This window comes from Microseira wollei NIES-4236, assembly GCF_020521235.1.
Classification (GTDB): Bacteria; Cyanobacteriota; Cyanobacteriia; order Cyanobacteriales; family Aerosakkonemataceae; genus Microseira; species Microseira wollei.
Genome location: NZ_BLAY01000141.1, coordinates 1 through 20,943, shown reverse-complemented (window position 1 = coordinate 20,943; position 20,943 = coordinate 1). Strand labels below are relative to the sequence as shown.

Sequence of the window (20,943 nt, the reverse complement as noted above, 5' to 3'; positions counted from 1 at the left end):
TTCTTTGCGTAAGTCCTGTCATAGTTAGTTAATCCAAAATTCAAAATCGAAACCATCGAATGGCTGCATTCCAAGATCCTAACCAAGAAATTTCTGCTCTGAAAGAAGAATTATTGCGGACGCAACTGGCGTATCGCATGGCGACGGAAATGTGCCAGTTTAAGGCAGGATTTCTGGCGCGAGTTTCCCACGAGTTGCGCTCGCCTCTCAATAGCTTGATCGGTCTGCAACAGTTAATTTTGTCGGATTTATGCGAAGATGCGGCAGAAGAACGAGAATTCGTAGCGCAGGCGAATGCCTCGGCAATGAGGATGGTAGCGTTTCTGGATGCAATTCTCAACGTTGCTAGAACTGAGTATGGCACGAATCGTCTCAATATTGAGCCGGTACAACTCGCACACGTTCTCACACATGTAGATGAATTAACTCGCTTGCAAGCAGCGGATCGCAATTTACCTTTAGATATCGAGAAACCCGCTCCGGAAATTTACGTTTTGGCAGATTCCCACTGGCTCAAACAGGTGTTGATGAATTTGGTAGATACCCCTTTAAAATTAATGCGGGAGGGCAGGGTTTGCGTTTCGATTCATCCCGATCCAAGTGCTGGTTACGTTCATATCCAGATTGAAGACCAACGTCCCTACAGCGCCTGGAGTGAACCGATAGATTTGTTACAGTCTGCCCCTAAAACCGATGAGCAACCGAATGAGAATTCTATCCTTTCGCCAGGATTGAATCTACTGGCTAATCATACCCTCCTAGAACTGATGAAAGGACGTTTGGAACTTTTAGCAGTTCCTTCACCGAATCAGGAATCTAACCTGACTCGGATTCAATGTTCTATTCCTTTGGCGACTCGCTAGACACCTTTTGTTGACCGGAATGGGAACTGGCGTGGGTATGGTTGTACAGCACCATTGAAGTACTAGGGTTGGGATATTGAAATCCGAGGCGGGTGTAAAATCCTTGTTGATAGGTTGTCATCAGGTAAACGCGCTCTACCCGACAAACGCGAGGATGGTTTAACAGCGTTTCGATCATCTTGCGACCGAGTCCCAATCCCCGATAGTCTGGGTGAATCACCACATCCCAAATCGTGGCGCGATAGACGCAATCTGAAGTCGCCCGCGAAAAACCGATTAAGCGATCGCCATCCCAAACGCTGATCGTGGGATCGCTGTTGGCGATCGCTATCTCTAAGTCCTCTTGGGTGCGGTTTTGCGCCCAAAACGCGGTCAATTTAAACAATTCTTGCAGTTGCTTGATGTCCACTTGCGATCGCAAGTCGCAAAAACGGATTTCCTGGCTTTCGATCGGTTTTTCCAACGTTCTACTCTGAGTCATTCTGTTCCTTATCTATTATGGTGTTTGCTCCTTCACCACATTTCACTTTAGCCTCCCTCAATTTCTGTAACTTTTACTACTTATTTGCTTTTGTTTATTTAAAATTCTTTCTTGAGATAGATTTTTCATACGTCAGGGGGCATAATACCTCGTTCCATTTTGCACCAGATCTGATAAGCGCCAAAGATGTGGGGACTCCTGAACTAAAGTATCGAGTCAGAAACTTGTCCCCCCTGGGGGATATTTCTACCTTCACAAGCGAAGAAAAAGGCCGTGCTAGTTGCGGTTCGGCTTACCTTCACCCGAAGAATTTTCTCACTCAATCTCTAGTGCAAAAGTCCCCTAAGTTTACCCGGTTCAAACAGACTTAATTGCCTTGTTCCAACCAACGGGCGGCATCTTTAGCGTGATAGGTCAAAATCAAATCAGCCCCAGCGCGTTTGAAGCCGATTAAAGTTTCCATCACGACACGTTTTTCATCAATCCAACCGTTGAGGGCAGCGGCTTTAACCATAGAATATTCCCCAGACACGTTGTAAGCAGCAACGGGTAGATTGCAGGCTTGCTTGACTTGCCAGATAATATCCATATATGCTAAGGCTGGTTTAACCATGAGCATATCCGCCCCTTCTGCAATATCGAGGGCAATTTCTTTCAGGGCTTCGCGGGAGTTAGCCGGGTCCATTTGGTAGGTTCTCCGATCGCCAAACTGGGGCGCCGACTCAGCCGCATCTCGGAACGGCCCATAATAAGCCGACGCATACTTAGCCGCGTAAGACATTATCGGTATATCTTGATACCCAGCCTCATCCAGAGCTGACCGGATAGCGGTGACGAAGCCATCCATCATACCCGAAGGCGCGATAATATCCGCCCCGGCTTTTGCTTGAGAAACCGCTGTTTTCTTCAGCAATTCCAGCGTCGGGTCGTTCAAAACCCGTCCAGTGAGGTCGCCGACTTGCAAATAACCGCAGTGACCGTGACTGGTATACTCGCACAAGCAAGTATCAGCAATTACAACTAAACCAGGCACAGCTTGCTTCACCGCCGTTGCCGCTGTTTGGACAATACCGCAATCGTGCCACGCACCCGTCGCGTCGGTATCCTTATCAGCGGGAATGCCGAATAGAATAATCGACGGGATACCCAAATCGTAGACTTGCTTAGCTTCTTCGACGATTTTGTCGATCGATAGCTGGTAGACTCCCGGCATCGATTTTACTTCTTTAGCAAAACCTTCGCCCGGTACGGCGAATAGGGGATAAATCAGATCGTTTTTAGTCAGAACCGTTTCCCGCACCATGCCGCGCAGCTGGGGCGAAGTACGGAGGCGACGAGGACGATGAACTGGAAACATAGATGCTTAAATTGGTAATGGGTAATCGGTCATTGGTAATAGTCCCAAGTTTATAGCTTTGGTTGATAGTCCCGATGATGGGATTGGTAAAGTTCTGTTAAGCATCGGGACAAGAAACCCGGTTGCTTGGACAATACCTTCGCCAAATTAGGCCAGGTTCACACAGAGCTTTGCCCTGTGAACTCGTCCTAATAGCGCTGCGCGCTGGTATATTGACAAATACTGAAATGCTGCTGCAACAGCTTTGTGAACATTAAAATCTTCGCTATACACCTCTTTCGTGATGGCTGTCTTCACTTTATGCCACCAATGCGAGCGTGGGGTTTAAGTCAGGAGAATAGCTGGGCTTTGAAAAGTAATTCGCACCCAGATTTTTCGATGATTTCTCTAATGAGAAGTGAGTTATGAAAGGGGGCATTATCCATAATAATTAACTCAAGTTGCTAGTTATCTCTCTGGGAGCGGCTAATGGCTAATGGCTAATGGCGAAATTGGTAAAAATCCAAGATTAGCAATTAGCAATTAGCAATTAGCAATTAGCAATTAGCAATTAGCAACGCCCTTGTTTATAACTAGCAACTTGCGTTAATTACCTGTCTTGTTCGGACTTGAGGCCACAAAAATTTCTCCAGCCAAGTTTCAATTACTTTGGCCGATCAATATCCTTGATAAACCATCGGGGCAAAAAACTTCCCCTCCCATAAAGCGCCAATAATACTGAGTCTCGCTCGACGCTTTCCGGGTCGTCTGGCGTGTTCCGCCGCTGCGATTTCGCTTTTTGTGCCAGGATTGAAACAATTTTAAACACCCACACCAGCAGCTCATTTCCATCCCGCCTCAGCGGTCAAACTATTTTGCACCAGCCATATAGAGAGGCTTTTCACCCAAAATCCCACCCAAGAGGGTGGGATTTTGGCGAAGGTATTGTTTAAGAAACCGGGTTTCTCTGGATTAGAGATTTTGTGCGATCAGCTGGCGATATTGGCTCTTTTGCTTAACACCTTTAACTTCAGTCAACAACTCTTTATTCTTGAAGAACTGAATCGTAGGCGTTCCGGTAATGCCAGCATTTTCGGCAATGTCTGTATCTTTTGCAATGTCGATGGTGACAAAGTGGATTTTACCGTCAAATTCGTCCACGACTTTATCTAAAATTGGTTTGAGGGTATGGCAAGGGCCGCAACTGGGCGAAACGTACTTGACTACGAGCAAGCGATCGCTCTCGTGAAACAGCTTCCGCAGTGCAAAACCCCCGCTGTGGCGCGTATCTGCAATATCAAACTCTGCTGGTTCGAGGGTTTCGCTTTTCTTCACATCTGCTGGCGTATCTGGCTTTTCCGCCTCAGCCGTTTGATGAAATTCTTGCAGTAAGCCATTCGCCGACAACCACCTTTCTGCTAACATCGCCGCCATACAGCCAGTACCCGCAGCGGTAATTGCCTGACGATACTCGTGGTCTTGTACGTCTCCAGCAGCATACACCCCTTCGACGCTAGTTTCTACCGAACCAGGCTTGGTGACGATATAACCCACTTCGTCTAATTCTAGTTGCCCTTCAAATAAAGAAGTGTTGGGCTTGTGACCGATGGCGTAGAATAACCCCTTAACTGCCAAGACACTTTCCTCGCCAGTTTTAGTATTGCGGATGTGAATGCCATTCATGCGATCGCCTTCCCCAATTACATCCACCGCCTCGCTATTCCAGTGAACTGTAATCTTGGGATTATTCAGCACCCGATCCTGCATCGCTTTCGACGCCCGCATCTTATCGCTGCGTACCAGCATGTGAACGCGAGAACCGTACTTAGTCAGATAAATCGACTCTTCCGCCGCCGAGTCCCCAGCCCCGATCACCGCCAGTTCTGCACCGTGAAAAATCGGAGTAGCACCGTCGCAAATCGCACAAGCAGAAATCCCCCGACTCCAATACTCGTGTTCGCTAGGCAGTCCCAACCGTTTCGCCGTCGCGCCCGTAGCAATGATGATGCTGTTAGCTTTAACTTCCCGTTCCTCAGAACGCACCGTAAACGGACGCTGACTCAAATCGACCGATATGACATCTTCTGTGTATAATTCAGCACCCCAACGTTCCGCCTGCGCCTTCATCCGATCCATTAAATCCGGCCCCATAATCCCTTCGGGAAAGCCGGGGAAATTCTCTACTTCCGTCGTCGTCATCAGCTGCCCACCAGGCAACCCCCCAGCTTGGAAGCCTTCAAACACAAAGGGTTTCAGGTTGGCACGCGCCGCATAAATCGCCGCAGTATAACCGGAAGGGCCGGAGCCAATAATAACCAAATTCTCTACCGTTGGGTTCGCCATGTTCTTATATAAACTCATAACGACTACGACTAATATAGCATAACTCGATGGTAGAGCGGATGGGTAGGAAAAAGCGATCGGCGATTGTGTACGCTGAAGCCAAAAAAGGGAATACTTAGATTTGAGTGCTAAAATCGCCTCTAACTAAATTTCCCCATATTCCCCATTAGGAGACGTTCAAAATGGAAAATCAAGCCGCTGAACTAAAAGAGAAAGTTCGTCAACAATTTGAAACTGGTCCATACCCGAGAATTCCTCTAGAATACTCTCCCAAAGATGACTTGAATTTTCTGTTTAACCATAGTATGGTAACTGCCTACTATTTAAAATATCAAAAAGTCGTAGAAACTGAAGGCAAAATCATTTTAGATGCAGGATGTGGCAGCGGCTACAAAGCTTTAGCTTTGGCAGAGGCAAACCCAGGTGCGAAAATTATAGGCATTGATATCTCAGAAAAATCAGTTGAATTAGCCCGAACTCGCTTGCAACAATACGGATTTGAAAATGCAGAGTTTTATGCAATGTCTATTGAAGATTTGCCGAGTTTGGGAATGCAATTTGATTACATAAACAACGACGAAGTTTTGTATCTTTTAACCAATCCAGTTATTGGATTGAAAGCGATGAAAGCAGTTTTAAAACCAGAGGGAATTATTCGCTCTAATCTTCATAGCGACCTGCAAAGAACTTACTTTTTTAGATCCCAACAAGTTTTTAAACTCATGGGATTGATGGATGAAAATCCAAGAGAGATGGAAATTGACTTAGTGCGGGATACCTTCCAGGCTTTAAAGGATGATGTGATTCTCAAAGCCAGAACTTGGAATTCGGTACAGGAACGAACCGAAGAGTGGTTTTTAGCCAACTATTTACTTCAAAACGATAAAGGTTTTACCATCCCTGAAATGTTCTCAGCCTTGAGAGCTGCTGATTTAGAGTTTCTCACAATGGTAAATTGGCAGAGATGGGACTTGATGCAATTATTTAAAGAACCAGATAACTTGCCGGTGTTTCTGGGAATCAGCTTGCCAGAAATTTCAGTCGAACAGCGGCTGCATCTGTATGAACTTTTGCATCCAGTCAATCGCTTACTTGACTTTTGGTGTACTCAGCCTCAGCCAACCAACTCAGTAGTGCCAGTTGCCGAGTGGACGCCATCTGACTGGCAGGGGGCAAGAGTACATCTGCATCCACTGTTAAGAATTCCTCAAATCAAAGAAGAGCTGATCGAATGCATCACCAAATACAGACCCTTCGAGATTAGCCGTTACATTGCTGCCTCACCCACCGCTGCGGTTTGGGTGGATAGCAGGATTGCGGCTTGCCTGCTACCCCTTTGGGAAGGAGTACAGCCATTTACATCGCTAGTAGAACGCTGGTGCAAGATTGAGTCGGTGCATCCTGTTACCTTAGAGACTGTGAGCGACGAGGTGGCGATCGCCACCGTTGAGCGTTTCTTGAAAACTCTAGAACCCTTCCTATACGTGCTTTTGGAACCCTCTGCTCGCTCTTGCTAAGACGTAGTGAAAAAATTTTTTGGCACAGGTGATCGGTAATTGATCGCAAGTGGGTAAGTTTAATCTAGAGCAAACAAACGGCTATCACACACCTAAAGGAGAAAGCAGTCATGAAGGCTGATGTTAAATATAAACTACTGCAACACCTCAACCAAAAGAAACAACAACAGGGTTTTACACTGATTGAACTGCTTGTTGTTATCATCATTATCGGGATTCTGGCTGCTATTGCCTTGCCGTCGTTCCTGAACCAGGCAAATAAGGCCAAGCAGACAGAAGCCAAGCAAACGCTGAGCGCCATGAACAAGGGTCAGCAGGCTTACTACCTAGAAAACAATAGTTTTGTAGAAATCGCTGCGGGTAATGTCGAGCAGGTTTCAAAACTGGGTATTGGCGTCAAAGCTGTGACTGTTAACTACACCTACAGCGCTACTGCTGCCAAAGAGAGAGTTGATAACTATGGAAAGAGTGAGGCTAAAGCGCTCAAGGAATATGTAGGTTCTGTCGCTGTGATTCAAGTTGGTGGTGCTGGTTCTGGCGGCGAAGCGACTAGCACCAGCGGCTTGTGTGAAACCAAAAATCCTGGTGAAGAAGCAACCCAACCCAACATCGATACGGCAAAAGGTGTAATAAATTGCAACACCGGTTCCATGCAAGACGCCAAATAGGACTTTGAGTTTTAATATTTTCCTCAAGTGGGTGGTGTTAGTATACGCTACCTGCTTTTTTATTTTTGAGTCACACCAAATCCGGCTTTGTTACCTGGGGGCTACACCAATAAAGACCGTGCAGGCGGTCTAGACAAAATTATAGGGCGTATATAAACCGGATTTAGTATCAATCATTAGATTTGTTGGTAGATATCTGCTCTAACCTAAATTTCTTTGAGCTTGACCTAATGACCTATAAATTCGACCCTTGGCATCAGCAAATTCATCACTATCTGCTCCAAGATAGCTATACTAAAGCCGCAGAACTCTGCGAACAGGCAATTGCAGCAGAACCTAACGTGAAATCTTATTACTGGCATTTAGGATTAATGCTACTGTTGCAGGGGCAAGAAGCAGAAGCTCACACAACTTGGCTGCTGGCAATGGCAGAAGGTGAAGCAGAACAAGTCGAACACTGGACAGCAGAATTGGTTCAGGTTCTCCAATTTGAAGCTCAGCGGCAAGAGGAACTAGCAGACTATGCTATTGCTTGGGCAATTCGACAACATCTGCGGGAAATTAAGCCAACAGAAATTAACAATCTACTGCATCTGATTGGGTTGGCTATCCAATTGGAAACTTTTAATAGTGAGGATCTGATATCGTTGGGAATCATCGAGCTTTTGCAGTGGAAGCAACTGCTACAGGTAGATTGTGAACTAATGATGCAAGTGTTAAAGAAAGTTTTAAGCTGCACTCCTGAAAATCCATCATCGCTGGAGTTCGCCGAAGCCTGTCTATGGCATCTCCAACAGCTAACGGATTTTCCTAAAGTTTTGCAGCAGCTAGCTGTCTGTTACGAAAATGTGGGTGATTATTCTAAGGCAGTAGAGACTGCGAAACGGTACTATTTCCAAGTGCAAAAGTTACCAGACAAGATTTTTGCTAATTACCTCATATTGCGGATGTTCATGCGTGCAGGCGCATATTGGGAAGAAGCTTTTTCTCTCTTGGTGCGGCAGGAATCACTACTGGGATTGCTAATTGCGGAAAACTCTAAGTCGCTTGATGAAATCTCAACAATCCGTTTATTTCCCTCGACCTTCTTTTTACCCTACTTTAGAGACGATCCAAGAAGCAATCGCTCCATTCAGAATCAAATTTCTCAGATGTGTCAAGCTGGCGTCCAAACTTACGGGCAAGAGTCGGTTCAGCGATATAGTCAACGACGAGTCAGCAGCAAAGAGCAGAACGAGTCAACTAAACGTCTCAAAATTGGATATTTATCTTATGGTCTGCGAAGACATTCTGTTGGTTGGTTAGCGCGATGGCTGTTTCAGTATCATAATCGCGATCGCTTCACTATCCATGCCTATTTTCTTGACTGCCAACCTAGCAACGATCCTTTACAAGAATGGTACGTCAATCAGGTTGACAAAGCTTACAAAGCCGAAAATGATAGTTTCCAGGTTGCTGAGGAGATTTATCAAGATGAAATTGATATTTTAGTTGAACTCGATAGCATTACGTTAGACGTTAGCTGCGAAATTGTGGCTTTAAAACCCGCTCCCGTTCAGGTGACTTGGTTGGGTTGGGATGCTTCAGGAATACCAGCAATCGATTATTTTATTGCTGACCCTTATGTATTACCGGAGTCGGCTCAAAATTACTATACAGAAAATATCTGGCGACTGCCCCAAACTTATATCGCAGTAGACGGTTTTGAAGTCGGTGTTCCTACTCTACGTCGAGATGAGTTGAATATACCTAGCGATGCAGTAGTGTATCTCAGCGCTCAGAGGGGTTTTAAACAACATCCTAATACAATACAACTGCAAATGAAGATTCTTAAAGAAGTGCCGAACAGCTACTTCTTGATCAAGGGTACAGCGGATGAAGAATCGCAAAAAGACTTTTTTGTTCAAGTGGCAGAAGCAGAAGGGGTGTCGAGCGATCGCCTGCGATTTATACCAGAAGTTGCTTCAGAAGCGGTTCATAGAGCCAATCTGGGCATTGCTGATGTAGTTCTAGATACCTATCCCTATAACGGAGCCACAACCACTCTGGAAACCCTCTGGATGGGTATTCCTTTAGTCACGCGAGTGGGAGAACAATTTTCCAGCCGCAACAGTTATACCATGATGATGAACGTGGGAGTCACCGAAGGGATTGCCTGGACTGATGAAGAATATGTTGAATGGGGGATTCGCTTGGGGAAAGATCCAGTTTTGCGGCAACAAATCGCTTGGCGACTTCGCTCTTCCAGGCAAACATCGCCGCTGTGGAATGCAAAGCAATTTACCCGCGAGATGGAGAAAGCTTACGAGCAAATGTGGCTCAATTATCTAGAAGCGGATCGGTAGCATAGACCAAGCTTACTGCAATATCCAAGTTCCAGATCCTAACTGAACGGCTCGCCGATCCGATAGACTGTCTGTTGTCAAGCAAGGAAGATCTTGTGCTTTGGCTTGTGCGATCGCCAATTCATTTTCGCGTTCTAAAGATATCCGAACTTGAACGCGACGCAGCAAAGCATCCCACTGCGATCGCCTCAGATCTCCAACCAAAGAAATTTCTACTCCTTCACTCTCACCCAACTCTTCTTCCATCAACAGATCCATCGCGACGCTGGATACAGCCATATCCGCATCCTCATCGGAAATATTGCTGGTATCTATCAACAGTGTCATGCGAGCTTTATCCGGATGAGTGATGACGGCTTTGATTGCACTTGCTATAGCCAAATACAGCGATTCTTCCGGTGCAGACCAATCTGGGAAAATAATTAAATTGATCTCATTGAGTTTGAGAGGCAACAGACTTTTTTCAATTTCGGCTATGCTTGTTTCCATCAAAGCGATACTGACTATTTTCGCCATTTTTGACCAAGAAAACTGTTTCGCTTGTTCCAGTCCAGCCTCACTTAACAATGCTCTAACATCCGGCTTTTGTACCTCACACAGCGCATCTGCTAGCTCATTCTCATTACTATCATCCACGTATATAGCCGCATCTCCTGCTACTTCTGGAATCGAAGCATTGGCACAAGTAATAACTGGACACCCACAAGCCATTGCCTCCAAAACTGGTAAACCAAACCCTTCATATTTAGAGGGATAAATCAACGCAACAGCACCCGAATAAGCAAATCTCAATTCCTCATCGCTTAGCTGCAACACGTGAACAACATTACCAGGTGTATAAGCTCTAAATTCAGCTTCTAACTGCGGATCTCCGCCCACACAGACAATCTCGAATCCCTGTTTGCTAAATAGTTTAGAAAACGCCCTAAAAAAGAAAATGGCATTTTTATTCCCTTTTCTACCTCCAACTAGAAGAAAGTATGGCTTGAAAATTCCATACTTCATTTTAAAAAGCTCAACTTCCTGCGGATCGGCAGGTGAAAAAGTACTGTCAACGCCACAAGGTGCTACTACTACGGACTCTCTAGAAATATCCGGGAAAAATTTTACCAAGTCTTGAGCCGTGTTTTCCGAAATTGCAATATAAGCAGATGCATGGCGAATTCCATAATGCTTTTCTTGCCACATCGGTTTATTTAAGTCTGCTCCTATAGCCTCTGGAACCATATCATAAGCCATGAAAGCAGATGGCGTCGAAATGGGCGTGGTGTAGTAAGTTGAAACAAATAAATCCGCACCTTCTTCATCGCAAACTTGCTGTAACATTTCCCGATCTGTATCAGTTCTGTTGTAGTCATAGGATGGGATAGAAAGATACCGTATACCAGGAATTTTAGGAGCAGTTCCATCTCGATCTAGAACGAGAATATGCTTGCAAAAACCCGTTTTTGACCATTCCTCAAGCAAAGAACTCCAAACCCGAGCAATCCCCGTTTGATAAAGCTGAAAAAATACTCCGTCCACGATGATTCGCGGATATAGTTTCTCAATTTCTAAAGTTTTTCTTTGTAACTGTTCAGATGATAAGAATTGCCAACTATTACTGCTTGTTTCTATTTGCGCGATCGCAACGATTCCACAGGACTCAGCCGTATTAACTAGAGTATCATCGCCGACCCAAGAAAAATATTCACGTAATAAAACCGGAAATTTACTTTGTTTTTGTAACGCCATCCATTGAGCGACGGCATTTTGATAACCATAGTATTGTTCTTTAAACTGTAACTGTTTTTCTATCGTATAGGCGAAATGCTGAAAAACCAGATTTTTTGCCTCAGTTTCTGCGTGTAAAAATGGATTTACTGCTGCGATGTTACTCCACTGACCGTTTGGCAAAGGCTCCACTAATGTGGGAGGCTCGTGAGCCACCCAAACTGCTCCAGGCTTATATCTCCAGGTGCGTAACCAATCTTGTTGAGGATTTTGAGAGTAGCAATTACGAGTACTAACAACGAGATTTTTGCCGACAAAAAACCAACTCCAATAGAATGCAGCCGTTTTTGAAGGACAGTCAATAAACATTTCTCGTGCCGTGCAAATTTGCTCTGGTGTCCAAAACTCATCCACGTCTACTTGCCACAGCAAACATTCTTCCTTAATGTTGAAAAGTGGCTCGTTCACCATCTCGCGTTTTCCTTCCCAAAAAACGCCTTCCGGCTTCCGATAAACTGTGACATAGTCAGGATACATTTTTGCTAGTTCATCAATATATTCGGTTGTACCATCAATGCTGCGTCCGTTTTGGTGCAGTTCGTCAGGAATACATCCACCCAAGCGAAGACTCCAGGAAGTATCGTGTTTTAAATCAGCTACTCCTTCAACTATGTGCCAATGCCATTTGAAAGGCAGTTGCTTGAAAATTTCGATATGGTATTCGATGAACGGTTTTCCATTGAGGACGATAGTAAAAAAATGAACGGGTAATATCTCTATGTTTGTCAAAAGGTTTCTTCCTGTTAAATATTTTTTAATATATTTTTTGGCATTACCTTGAAAGTGCAGGCAATTAAATTTAATTTGATTTCCAAATTTTAAATCCTTACAACAAGGTTGACCATTTACGAAATAAATTTTTTTGATTCCATCCTGCATCTCAAAGCCTTCTGAGAGATTTATATTGTGATCGTATCTAGAATTATCAATAATAGTTGACAGTTCACCTATCTTGCTTGGATGCATCTTGCGGTACTCGATAAAAGCAGTCATATCGCAAGCACCACCTGGCAAATTCTGCTGAATCCTATCCTCAAATTTTGATTCCATTAATTTAAGCAGGGATGGATCGGTATAAATTTCACATAGAAAATTGCAGAAATCCTCTAGGGTTTTTAAATTGTTGATAAAAACGCAATGGGGACTTGTTTCATAAGATAAAGTTAAATCCCACTTTTTAAATTTATTTTTTTCTTTGGCAACATTTGCATATAGCATGACATCAGAATCAATATACAGGCATTTGTCTATCTTATTTTCTAATAGAAAATTATTTAAAATGAACCATCGTTGGAAGCAAAATAGCTCATATCCTAATGAATTTGTATTATAATGTTTGTATATTTTTGCAAACTCTACAGCATCATTGCTGTATTTAAATATATCTACAAATTCCGCTAAATTATAATAATGAGCGTTCGCAGCGTCTCCAATCAAAAATACAGTTGAGTCTGGGTTGGAATGTTTTGCTTGAGACAAAGTATATTTTAAATAATCGCTATCCCCTTGATGGATAAATACAATAGGAATAGAGTTTTGTCTGCTGCGTTGATCTGAAATTGGTGCAGTTACAGATGCGTTAAAAATAACAGGTTGCGAGAAATACTTTCCAATCCAAGGCTGTCCACCTGCAAAATGACGAAAGCGAATCGGTTCTAAACAAGGATTTTTTCGGTAAATGTCATAAAGAGGAAATTCGCCTTTAACTAGCGTCACATTTAAACAGTTTGGCAAAATTTCAATATGATTTTCTTGTTCTTGTGGTGAAAGTTGTAATACCACTTTCTGAAGTGCTATTTGCTCTGAAAAAGGAGAGCGCTCGCCTTCATTTTGGTTCCAAACTGCTTCAAAGAAGCGTTTACTAAACTCATTGACTCTCACTACCCAAATGCCGCTATCTATTACTCCTGAAGAATCTTTCGCTAAACCTATGCTTTTATAGGTATTTAACTCAATATCCCCGCGAACAATTGCTATATTTGCATCTAAAAAAGCAATTAAATCCCCTGTTTGCAGTTCGCTCAAAAGTTTTAATACATAATCAATTTTAATCCACTCCTGCTTTCTCTCGGTTAAGCAAACGTACTCGGTAATCTCGCGGTATTCAAATCCATAATAATTTGCATATTCTTGAAATCGAGGACTTGTAAATTGATTGAATTCCGCTGCTAATTCTTCCACTCCAACTGAAAATAAAACTTTACGCAATGGTCGTTGATTGAGTAATTGACTTGATACTTTCTTGAAAATAGCGTACCCGTTGCGTAAATAGCGGTCTTGCGCTATCAATGAATAACTGTCATCATTAGCAAGTCGGTAGAAGTTTTGATAATTTTTAAATGTTTGAATGTCATCAAGCAATATATAATTTGCGCCGTAAACCTCATCTAACTCTGCCTTACCCGTAAACTCCGAACCATCAATCAATACAACGTCAAAAAAGTCTATATCGTTTTCATTTTTAATAATTTTAATCCCAGTTTGAGCAACTTTAGCTTCATTGATATAGGCGATATCCTGTTTGAGCCACTGCAAAATCTTGTTTAAAGGAAAAATTTTTAAATTCGTATAATTTTGTTGATAAAACCTAATAAATTCATCTTGGCTAGGAAATGCTTCCAAAGGAACCGAGGAAACATTGTAGCACTTAACAAACCCCTCGTTTCCATACCTATTTTGGAGTTCAGCAAATCTAGTTTTTGAAACCTCCATGCAAAACAACGTTGGATTGTTCGCATTTTCCCGCAACCCGTTTACAAATGCTTCTGTACTTCCTTCCCCTGCTGATGAACCGATTTCTAAAATTGTTTTAATATTCTCTTCTCTAGCAATTCTTTCAATCGCGTTATAAAATTCATCATTTTTAATTTCAGGTGGAATCAGCCCTAAAGAAAAAGCATCTTGTAAAGGCATATCTTCTTTTTGGATTTCATCTAATTTTGCCTGTACTAAAGGAATAAAAATTTTTAAATCTAACTCCTCTAATTGAATTGTTTCTAAATTTGGTAAATAAAAATGACGACCCCCATCGCGCGGATCTTCTTGCGAATATCGACGCACTTTTTCTCTTCTTTTCTCTTCAGTGTTTATAAATAAATCTAAATGATAAATGCTCAGATCCATTAAACATCCATCGGGTTGAGTAAATCCCTGAACGATGTCGTGAATTCTGCCTTGATAAAAAATTCCTTCTTTATTTTGAAATAACCTACGCTGGAAGTCTGGGTAATGGGGTGAGCTAGCTATGTAATGTTTTTGGCTATTAGGACTAATCCATTTTCTAGGAATCCAAAAGTTATCTGTATTTAAAGATAGTTTATTTTGTTTGAAATCTTGGAAAAATTCTATGGTTTGTATATCTATGAATTCGTCTGAATCAAGAACAAAAGCCCACTCTGTTTTGATTTCGCGCAAATATACGTTTCTCTGTTGACCATGATTTCCAGACCATTGCGATTTTATTACTCTGGCTCCATAGCCCAATGCTATTTCACAGGTAGAGTCGGTACTACCTCCATCAACTATTATTAAATCATCGTAAACGCGATTTAGAGATTCTAGTGCGATCGCTAAGGTTTTCTCTGCATTTTGCACTATCATGCAAACGGAAAGACTGGGCATAATATCAAACTTACTGCTAAGTATCCTGAAAAAGTTTATCTTGCCTTTTTACAACTCTACTGGGTAGCGAACGGCGATCGCTTGCTTCCCAATGGTTGCTAGGTGCTATCTTTATAATACCCAACGCTGATCGGTCAGCACTCACCTATAATCGGTTAATTCCAGATTATAGCTTCATTACAATACTAATGTACTCTAATGAAGCCGCAAAAGTAAAATGTTATCTTTATCTCGACCCCAACTAAGTCAATTTGCCGTGGCCTCCACAGTTGCCCTGTTGTGTCTGCTGGGAATTGGAGGTTTTCAAGTCCCTCAGTTAAATAAACTTATCGACCGTGGGAAAACAGCATCAGTTGAAAATATTAACCGCGAGGTAGAGTTAGAAAGACTAAGGCTTCGCTTGCTGCAAAAAGCTCCATCATTAGGATTTGATAACTTAATCGCTAATTGGGTGTATCTCGGTTTTTTACAATACTTCGGTGATGAGCTAGCACGCGGTCAAACAGGCTACGAACTAAGTCCAGCCTACTTTGAAATTATAGTTGATCGCGACCCGCGTTTCTTAGGGTCTTATATTTCTCTCACTGCCAGTCTCTCTCTATACGCAGGGAAGCCAGAACAGTCAGTGGCGCTGATGGCAAAAGGATTAAAATCAATGTCTCCCAAAATCCCGCCGCAGTCTTATTATGTTTGGCGATATAAAGCGATTGATGAATTACTTTTTTTGGCAGATATTAAATCAGCTCAGCGATCGTTTGCCAAAGCAGGCGAATGGGCTAGTACTTACCCCGATGCAGAGAGTCAAAACGTAGCGGCAATTTCTCGCAGAACAGCGCAATTTCTGGCTGGCAATCCCGATAAAGCGCGGATTAAGAATGCTCAAGAGGCTATTTGGGCAACGGTTATAGTAAATGCATTACAAGCAAACGATTCCCGTACCAGCGACATAGCCATCCGTCAAATTGAGGCGCGGGGAGGAAAGGTAACCATTACGCCGGAAGGAGGAGTATCGGTTCAACTACCGTGAACTACTCCAACTAACCTAACGGTATAGTTGGAGCTTCCAACTTCATCCGCAATGCCTCTATATCGGAACAAGTGCTTATCGACACATCGACACTCGACAAGCCATAGCTTGGTCTTACTTGCGTCCATTGGCAGAACCGCTAGTTCCTAACTGTTACTTCTTCGCACTATTCATAAGAAAGATTTTTACCTGCTTACTTTTGTTTGGATGCCTGTATAGCTTGGTTGTCGCATTGTTAGCAGAGCCATACACACCTAAGCAGAACCCTCTAATCTTTAGTGATAATATTCTTTTTTCAAGTTGCTACCATCATCATATTTTACCATTATTGAGCGGTATGTTAATATCTATTATCAAAAAAAGATTACAAGTATTGATCACAGAAAAAGAGTATCAAGCTTTGGCTGAATATTCAGCTAGAATGCAGCTAACAATGTCAGAAGTAATTAGAGATTTTGTGAAGAGATTAGACACTTATAACTGGTGCGGAAGCGGTTAGGCATTCATCCATACCTAAACCTTTGATACTTGGTGAGGCTGGTTATAGGTAGGGACTTCTGCCGACATTCCTAGTTAATCCCGCGGTTGACCAGGTAGCAAAGGTTTGCCATTGCGGAACAATCCGACATAGCGCCTGCCATCAGCATAAACAATAGTGCCTCTGCCGTGGGGTCTGCCGCCGCGTAGTTCCCCCTGGTAGCGGTTCCCCTGGCGATCGGTGCATCTGCCCCTGCCGTCAAGCTCGTTATTGAAGAACTCGCCTCGGCAGGTGAGACCCCTTGGGCGGGTATAGACGCCGCCGCCCAAGATATTGCCCAAAACGAACTGACCCTCGTACAGACTACCATCGGCAAACCTAAATGCGCCTCTGCCGTTGAACTGACCGTTGCGGAACTGTCCGTAGTAGCGTCCGCCTTCGGCAAAGATAAACAACCCAGTGCCGTTGAATTGCCCGTTGCTTACCCGTCCTTGATAGCGGTCATCGTTTTTAAAGATATATTCGCCCCTACCGTTGGGCAAGCCATTGCGGAACTGTCCCTGGTAGCGATCGCCATTTTTGTAAATAAATACTCCGATGCCATTGGGTAACCCATTGCGGAACTGTCCCCGATAGGCATCGCCATCCGGGTAGATGCAGGTGCCCCTACCATTGATCGCCGCACCTCGGCAGATCGGCTGATTTTCTGCTGGGGCGCTTTGCCCAAATGAAGGCAGCGCCTGACCCATAGAATTGGCTATATACAGGCAAGCTGCAACCAATATCGTCATCGAGGTTTGATCGAGCGAGCGACCCATCGGCAGATCCTTAACTTGAGGCAGGGCAGTCAATATGGCCTATTTATAGCAAACAAACCGCCGTTTATCCGCATTTCCCTGGGCATGCACCGGCAAAATTGCGTTCGCGCAGCGTCTGCGTCAGCAGGTATCGCGCGATCGCCCCCATCCGACTATCGCCCATGACGGATCGCTCGCAGGCCAGCAAAAAGCCATTTAGCTTTTGCGCGGTTTTTCTGTAAAATCTGTATGGTATTTAGCCTTTGCCAATACAAAGTCTCTGACAGAGATTTTAACCCGGGCATTGCCATGCCCGAAAACTATGCCCGGACGGCTATGCCGGGACTGGATAATACCCCGTCCAATCTAGTACGTGCGGCAAGCGCGGAATTTACGCCTGGGGACTGTTGGAACCAACTCCCTTGGTTGAAGCAGGAAGCTTTCCGTCAATTTAAGCGAAATGCTTGATCTGAGTAAGTTTTGTCTGGCAGAACAGTTCCCATGCGCCTAATGAAGTGTCACTCAAAATCTGGCTTGTTCTAGAACATCTGGGTTTTGCATCGCAGATTGAGGTTAATTATTGAGGTTGACCATGTGGTATCGCTCTTTTATTGCGGCACTCTTAGCCTTATGCTTAAGCGTGCTAACCGCTTGTAGTGAAGCTCCAAGCAACACGACCGCTCAACTCACCTACGACGATATTAAGGGAACCGGGCTAGCTAACAACTGTCCCCAGTTAGCCGAAACGACTCGCGGCAGCATTCCCCTCGAGCGTAACCAGTCGTATACGCTAAGGGGTCTGTGCTTGCAACCGACTACTTTCTTCGTCAAAGAAGAACCGCTCAACAAACGGCAAGAAGCAGAATTTGTTCCGGGCAAATTGTTGACCCGCTACACCTCCAGCATTGACCAAGTAGAGGGTACGCTAAAAGTCAATGAAGATGGAAGTCTGACTTTTGTTGAACAAGATGGGATCGACTTCCAAGCCATCACCGTGCAGATGCCTGGTGGCGAACGAGTGCCTTTCCTATTTTCGATCAAAAACTTAGTAGCTACTACAGGGCCTGGTGTAGAAAGTCTTAATACATCCACGGATTTTGAAGGAGAATTTAAAGTCCCCTCCTACCGGGGTGCTACGTTCCTCGATCCCAAAGGTCGCGGCACCGCAACGGGTTATGACAACGCAGTCGCTCTCCCAGCTCAAGCTGATAGCGAAGATCTAACTCGTGCTAACGTCAAGCGCACTGAAATTGGCAAGGGCAAGATTTCTCTCCAAATTGCCAAGGTAGATAGCAGCACTGGTGAAATTGCCGGTACCTTTGAAAGCGAACAGCCTTCCGACACCGATTTGGGAGCGGCTGAGCCTAAAGAAGTTAAGATTCGTGGCGTGTTCTACGCTCGCCTTGAATCGGCAAAGGCATAAAAGTTAGCTTTGACACTCCCCGTAGATTCAAAACCAGCTACGGGAAAAGCTTGTCCAAAAAAGGGGCTTATCGCCCCTTTTTTGCCTCAGAATCCAAACTTACGCCCGACGATCCTAGAAACCCGGTTTCTTTGCGTAAGTCCTGAGAATAACAAGCAGCTAAGCTTGGCTGCATAAGTCACTTAGAATCAGACATAGGATGCATTAGGTGAGGATACGACTAACCTCCGAGAAGGACGCATCCCAACCAGCTCCTACAACCGATGTTTTGATTGAGAATACAGAAACCCAAACTTCAGTGAAAATGTGGTTGTGGCTACAGCGGTAGGTAATTAAGGTGAAAGTATCGCTTGAGCAGTTTACAGCTATTGTTGGCAGTCTAAGGCAGAAAAGCTGCATTGATTCACCAGAAAGCGTAAAATGATGCACGTGTAGCTTGACTGTCACAATGCGGATGCAAATAACCCAGCCTCGTTAAGGTAAGTCACTGCTCTTGCCGGTTGCAGATCGCAGCGCTCTTAGCCGCGCAGCGTAGATAATAAATTGAGTCAGGCGTATCTTGGTTTACCGTATCTACTCCATAAACTCAGCCATGTCTACAACTCCTACCCAAGCCTTAAAAAACGATAGCTTGCAATTGTTGCGAGAATACCAGAAAACCGGATCGGCTCTAGTCCGCAATCAGTTAGTCAAACTCAATTTCGGACTGGTGAGAAAAGAGGCGCATTTCTTTTGCAATCAATGTACGGAAAACTATGAGGATTTGCTGCAAGTAGGCTGCTTGGGGTTGATTCGGGCAATAGAGCGGTTTGAATTGTCTAAGGGTCATGCCTTTAGTTCGTTTGCCCTTCCCTATATTAGGGGTGAAATTCAACACTATTTAAGAGATAAAGGCGGCTCGGTGCGGATTCCGCGCCGCTGGCTGACACTAGAACGACAGGGTATTGGGATCGCGCGCCAGCTGCAAGCTCAATCCAACCGCCAGCCAACAGATGCAGAAGTAGCCGCAGCTCTCAATATCTCCACAGAAGAATGGCAGGAAATTAAGCTAGCTTGTCAAAATAAAACACCTCTGAGTCTAGATACCCCCGTAGGAGACGAAGAAGAAGGTTCTACTTCCCTCGGAGAAATCGTACCCGACCCCAAGTATCGCAGTTTTCAGCTAGCCCAAGAAGACCAAATTCGCCTGCAACAAGCACTCGTTCAATTAGAAAAACGCACTAGAGAAATTTTAGAGTTTGTTTTTTTACACGACCTTACGCAAAAAGAAGTGGCAGAGCGCCTAGATATCAGCGTGGTAACAGTATCTCGCCGCGTTAAAAAAGGTCTGGAATCGCTCAAACAGTTGATGGGAGGATCTGATTGACACTCTCAGCTCTAAAGAGACTGAGATTCTGCGGACAGAGAAGGCATCGGATTTAGCCACAGCCTAACTCTCGCTGCGGTCGTCAAGCACCGCCTACCCAGTAAGCCTAAGTCTAAGCCTAGATTGCTGGCTACTTTACGCAAAATATTTGCAGAAGCATTCAGATCGGCATTAACAACCAAACCGTTGGAAGAGCAATACAACCCACGATATATACGCTTACCAGATGCTTTCCACCCTTCTGGCTTTTCGCCATATTTGGGCAGGGAGTCACCATCAAGAAAGCTAGCCTGAGAAGTGTAAGCTTCTTCAGTTTCTATAAACCTAATATCGTGCAAAACGCAAAGCTGTTTCAGTCGCTCTTTTAGTTTTCCCAAAGGCATCTGAACAAATTTCTGATTCTCGATTCGACCAAGATTAGCGCTTTCCTTAAAGCCTTCATTCCACCCGATAACTAAAGTGCCGATCTGGTGCTTCAAGCAATGTCTAATAATAATCTTAGCCGCCTTATTAATTCCGTCGCGCATTTGATGGCTACGCTTGCGAGTAATTCGGTCAAGCCAAGCATTCCAATAGCCTTCCTTTTCGCCTTCCTTTCTGGTTGCTACCTTTTTATTCCACAATTGATTCATCGCCTTCATAGCGCGAGCATCAATCAGAAAAGAATTGCCTAGATTATCGACACAGGCAGCGAGGTTGTCGGCGGTTCCCAAATCGATTGATAAAGCACGATTGATATCTAAATCGTGCTTTTCTTTTTGGACTGGATAGGAAAGCTCAAGATAGAATGCACCATTCTTAGGTAGGATGGTAAATTCTTTAATCTTTGAGCAGTCGATGTTTGATGGCATCGGCAGAAAGAACTCCGATATCCCAAACCACCTTCTAACTGTTAATCCCAGAGA

15 protein-coding genes are annotated in these 20,943 nt (G+C 44.1%); 9 read left to right on the top strand and 6 right to left on the bottom strand.

Annotated features, from left to right (window positions below):
• Positions 1 to 59: 59 nt before the first annotated feature.
• Complete coding sequence (locus MiSe_RS34680; RefSeq protein WP_226588747.1) at positions 60 to 863, top strand: ATP-binding protein; 804 nt, start codon at positions 60 to 62, stop codon at positions 861 to 863.
• Here the strand turns inward: MiSe_RS34680 and MiSe_RS34675 are convergent.
• The 3 genes from MiSe_RS34675 to trxB form a co-directional block, all read right to left on the bottom strand.
• Positions 841 to 1,344 (bottom strand): GNAT family N-acetyltransferase, encoded by a 504-nt coding sequence (locus tag MiSe_RS34675; protein ID WP_226588744.1) that lies wholly within the window; start codon positions 1,342 to 1,344, stop codon positions 841 to 843. The genes MiSe_RS34680 and MiSe_RS34675 overlap by 23 nt on opposite strands.
• A 367-nt stretch (positions 1,345 to 1,711) precedes the next feature.
• The gene (gene hemB, locus MiSe_RS34670; RefSeq protein ID WP_226588742.1) at positions 1,712 to 2,701 is read right to left on the bottom strand and encodes a porphobilinogen synthase; all 990 of its coding nucleotides are present in this window, start codon (positions 2,699 to 2,701) and stop codon (positions 1,712 to 1,714) included.
• A 951-nt stretch (positions 2,702 to 3,652) separates the two neighbouring features.
• On the bottom strand, positions 3,653 to 5,023 hold the full coding sequence (gene trxB, locus MiSe_RS34665; RefSeq protein WP_226588764.1) for a thioredoxin-disulfide reductase: 1,371 nt from the start codon (positions 5,021 to 5,023) through the stop codon (positions 3,653 to 3,655).
• Positions 5,024 to 5,205: 182 nt separating this feature from the next.
• Between trxB and MiSe_RS34660 the strand changes: the two genes are divergently transcribed.
• The 3 genes from MiSe_RS34660 (at position 5,206) to MiSe_RS34650 (ending at position 9,553) form a co-directional block, all read left to right on the top strand.
• A complete protein-coding gene (locus MiSe_RS34660) occupies positions 5,206 to 6,540 on the top strand; it encodes a class I SAM-dependent methyltransferase (protein ID WP_226588740.1) in 1,335 nt (444 codons plus the stop codon).
• A gap of 110 nt (positions 6,541 to 6,650) precedes the next feature.
• Positions 6,651 to 7,208 (top strand): type IV pilin-like G/H family protein, encoded by a 558-nt coding sequence (locus MiSe_RS34655; RefSeq protein WP_226588738.1) that lies wholly within the window; start codon positions 6,651 to 6,653, stop codon positions 7,206 to 7,208.
• Between the two features lie 230 nt (positions 7,209 to 7,438).
• Positions 7,439 to 9,553, top strand: a complete 2,115-nt coding sequence (locus MiSe_RS34650) for an O-linked N-acetylglucosamine transferase, SPINDLY family protein (RefSeq protein WP_226588736.1) — start codon at positions 7,439 to 7,441, stop codon at positions 9,551 to 9,553.
• Positions 9,554 to 9,565: 12 nt separating this feature from the next.
• On the opposite strand, the gene MiSe_RS34645 is transcribed toward MiSe_RS34650, so the two are convergent.
• On the bottom strand, positions 9,566 to 14,947 hold the full coding sequence (locus MiSe_RS34645) for a glycosyltransferase (RefSeq protein ID WP_226588734.1): 5,382 nt from the start codon (positions 14,945 to 14,947) through the stop codon (positions 9,566 to 9,568).
• Between the two features lie 217 nt (positions 14,948 to 15,164).
• Here MiSe_RS34645 and MiSe_RS34640 point away from each other — a divergent pair, with 217 nt between their 5' ends.
• Together MiSe_RS34640 and MiSe_RS34635 are read left to right on the top strand one after the other, a co-directional pair.
• Positions 15,165 to 15,974, top strand: coding sequence for a hypothetical protein (locus MiSe_RS34640; protein ID WP_226588732.1), 810 nt, complete (start codon positions 15,165 to 15,167; stop codon positions 15,972 to 15,974).
• Positions 15,975 to 16,194: 220 nt separating this feature from the next.
• Complete coding sequence (locus MiSe_RS34635) at positions 16,195 to 16,473, top strand: hypothetical protein (RefSeq protein ID WP_226588730.1); 279 nt, start codon at positions 16,195 to 16,197, stop codon at positions 16,471 to 16,473.
• A gap of 74 nt (positions 16,474 to 16,547) precedes the next feature.
• Here the strand turns inward: MiSe_RS34635 and MiSe_RS34630 are convergent, their stop codons facing one another.
• Complete coding sequence (locus MiSe_RS34630) at positions 16,548 to 17,270, bottom strand: MORN repeat-containing protein (protein WP_226588727.1); 723 nt, start codon at positions 17,268 to 17,270, stop codon at positions 16,548 to 16,550.
• Positions 17,271 to 17,558: 288 nt separating this feature from the next.
• Between MiSe_RS34630 and MiSe_RS34625 the strand changes: the two genes are divergently transcribed.
• The 3 genes from MiSe_RS34625 to MiSe_RS34615 all read left to right on the top strand — a co-directional run bounded on the left by MiSe_RS34625 (position 17,559) and on the right by MiSe_RS34615 (position 20,038).
• Entirely contained in the window at positions 17,559 to 17,717 is a 159-nt protein-coding gene (locus MiSe_RS34625; RefSeq protein WP_226588724.1) for a hypothetical protein, read from the top strand.
• A 124-nt stretch (positions 17,718 to 17,841) separates the two neighbouring features.
• Positions 17,842 to 18,672, top strand: a complete 831-nt coding sequence (locus MiSe_RS34620) for a photosystem II manganese-stabilizing polypeptide (RefSeq protein ID WP_226588722.1) — start codon at positions 17,842 to 17,844, stop codon at positions 18,670 to 18,672.
• Between the two features lie 592 nt (positions 18,673 to 19,264).
• Complete coding sequence (locus MiSe_RS34615; protein WP_226588719.1) at positions 19,265 to 20,038, top strand: RNA polymerase sigma factor SigF; 774 nt, start codon at positions 19,265 to 19,267, stop codon at positions 20,036 to 20,038.
• Between the two features lie 11 nt (positions 20,039 to 20,049).
• Here the strand turns inward: MiSe_RS34615 and MiSe_RS34610 are convergent.
• Positions 20,050 to 20,943: RNA-guided endonuclease InsQ/TnpB family protein (locus tag MiSe_RS34610; protein ID WP_226588716.1), on the bottom strand; the 894-nt coding region annotated here is incomplete at its 5' end.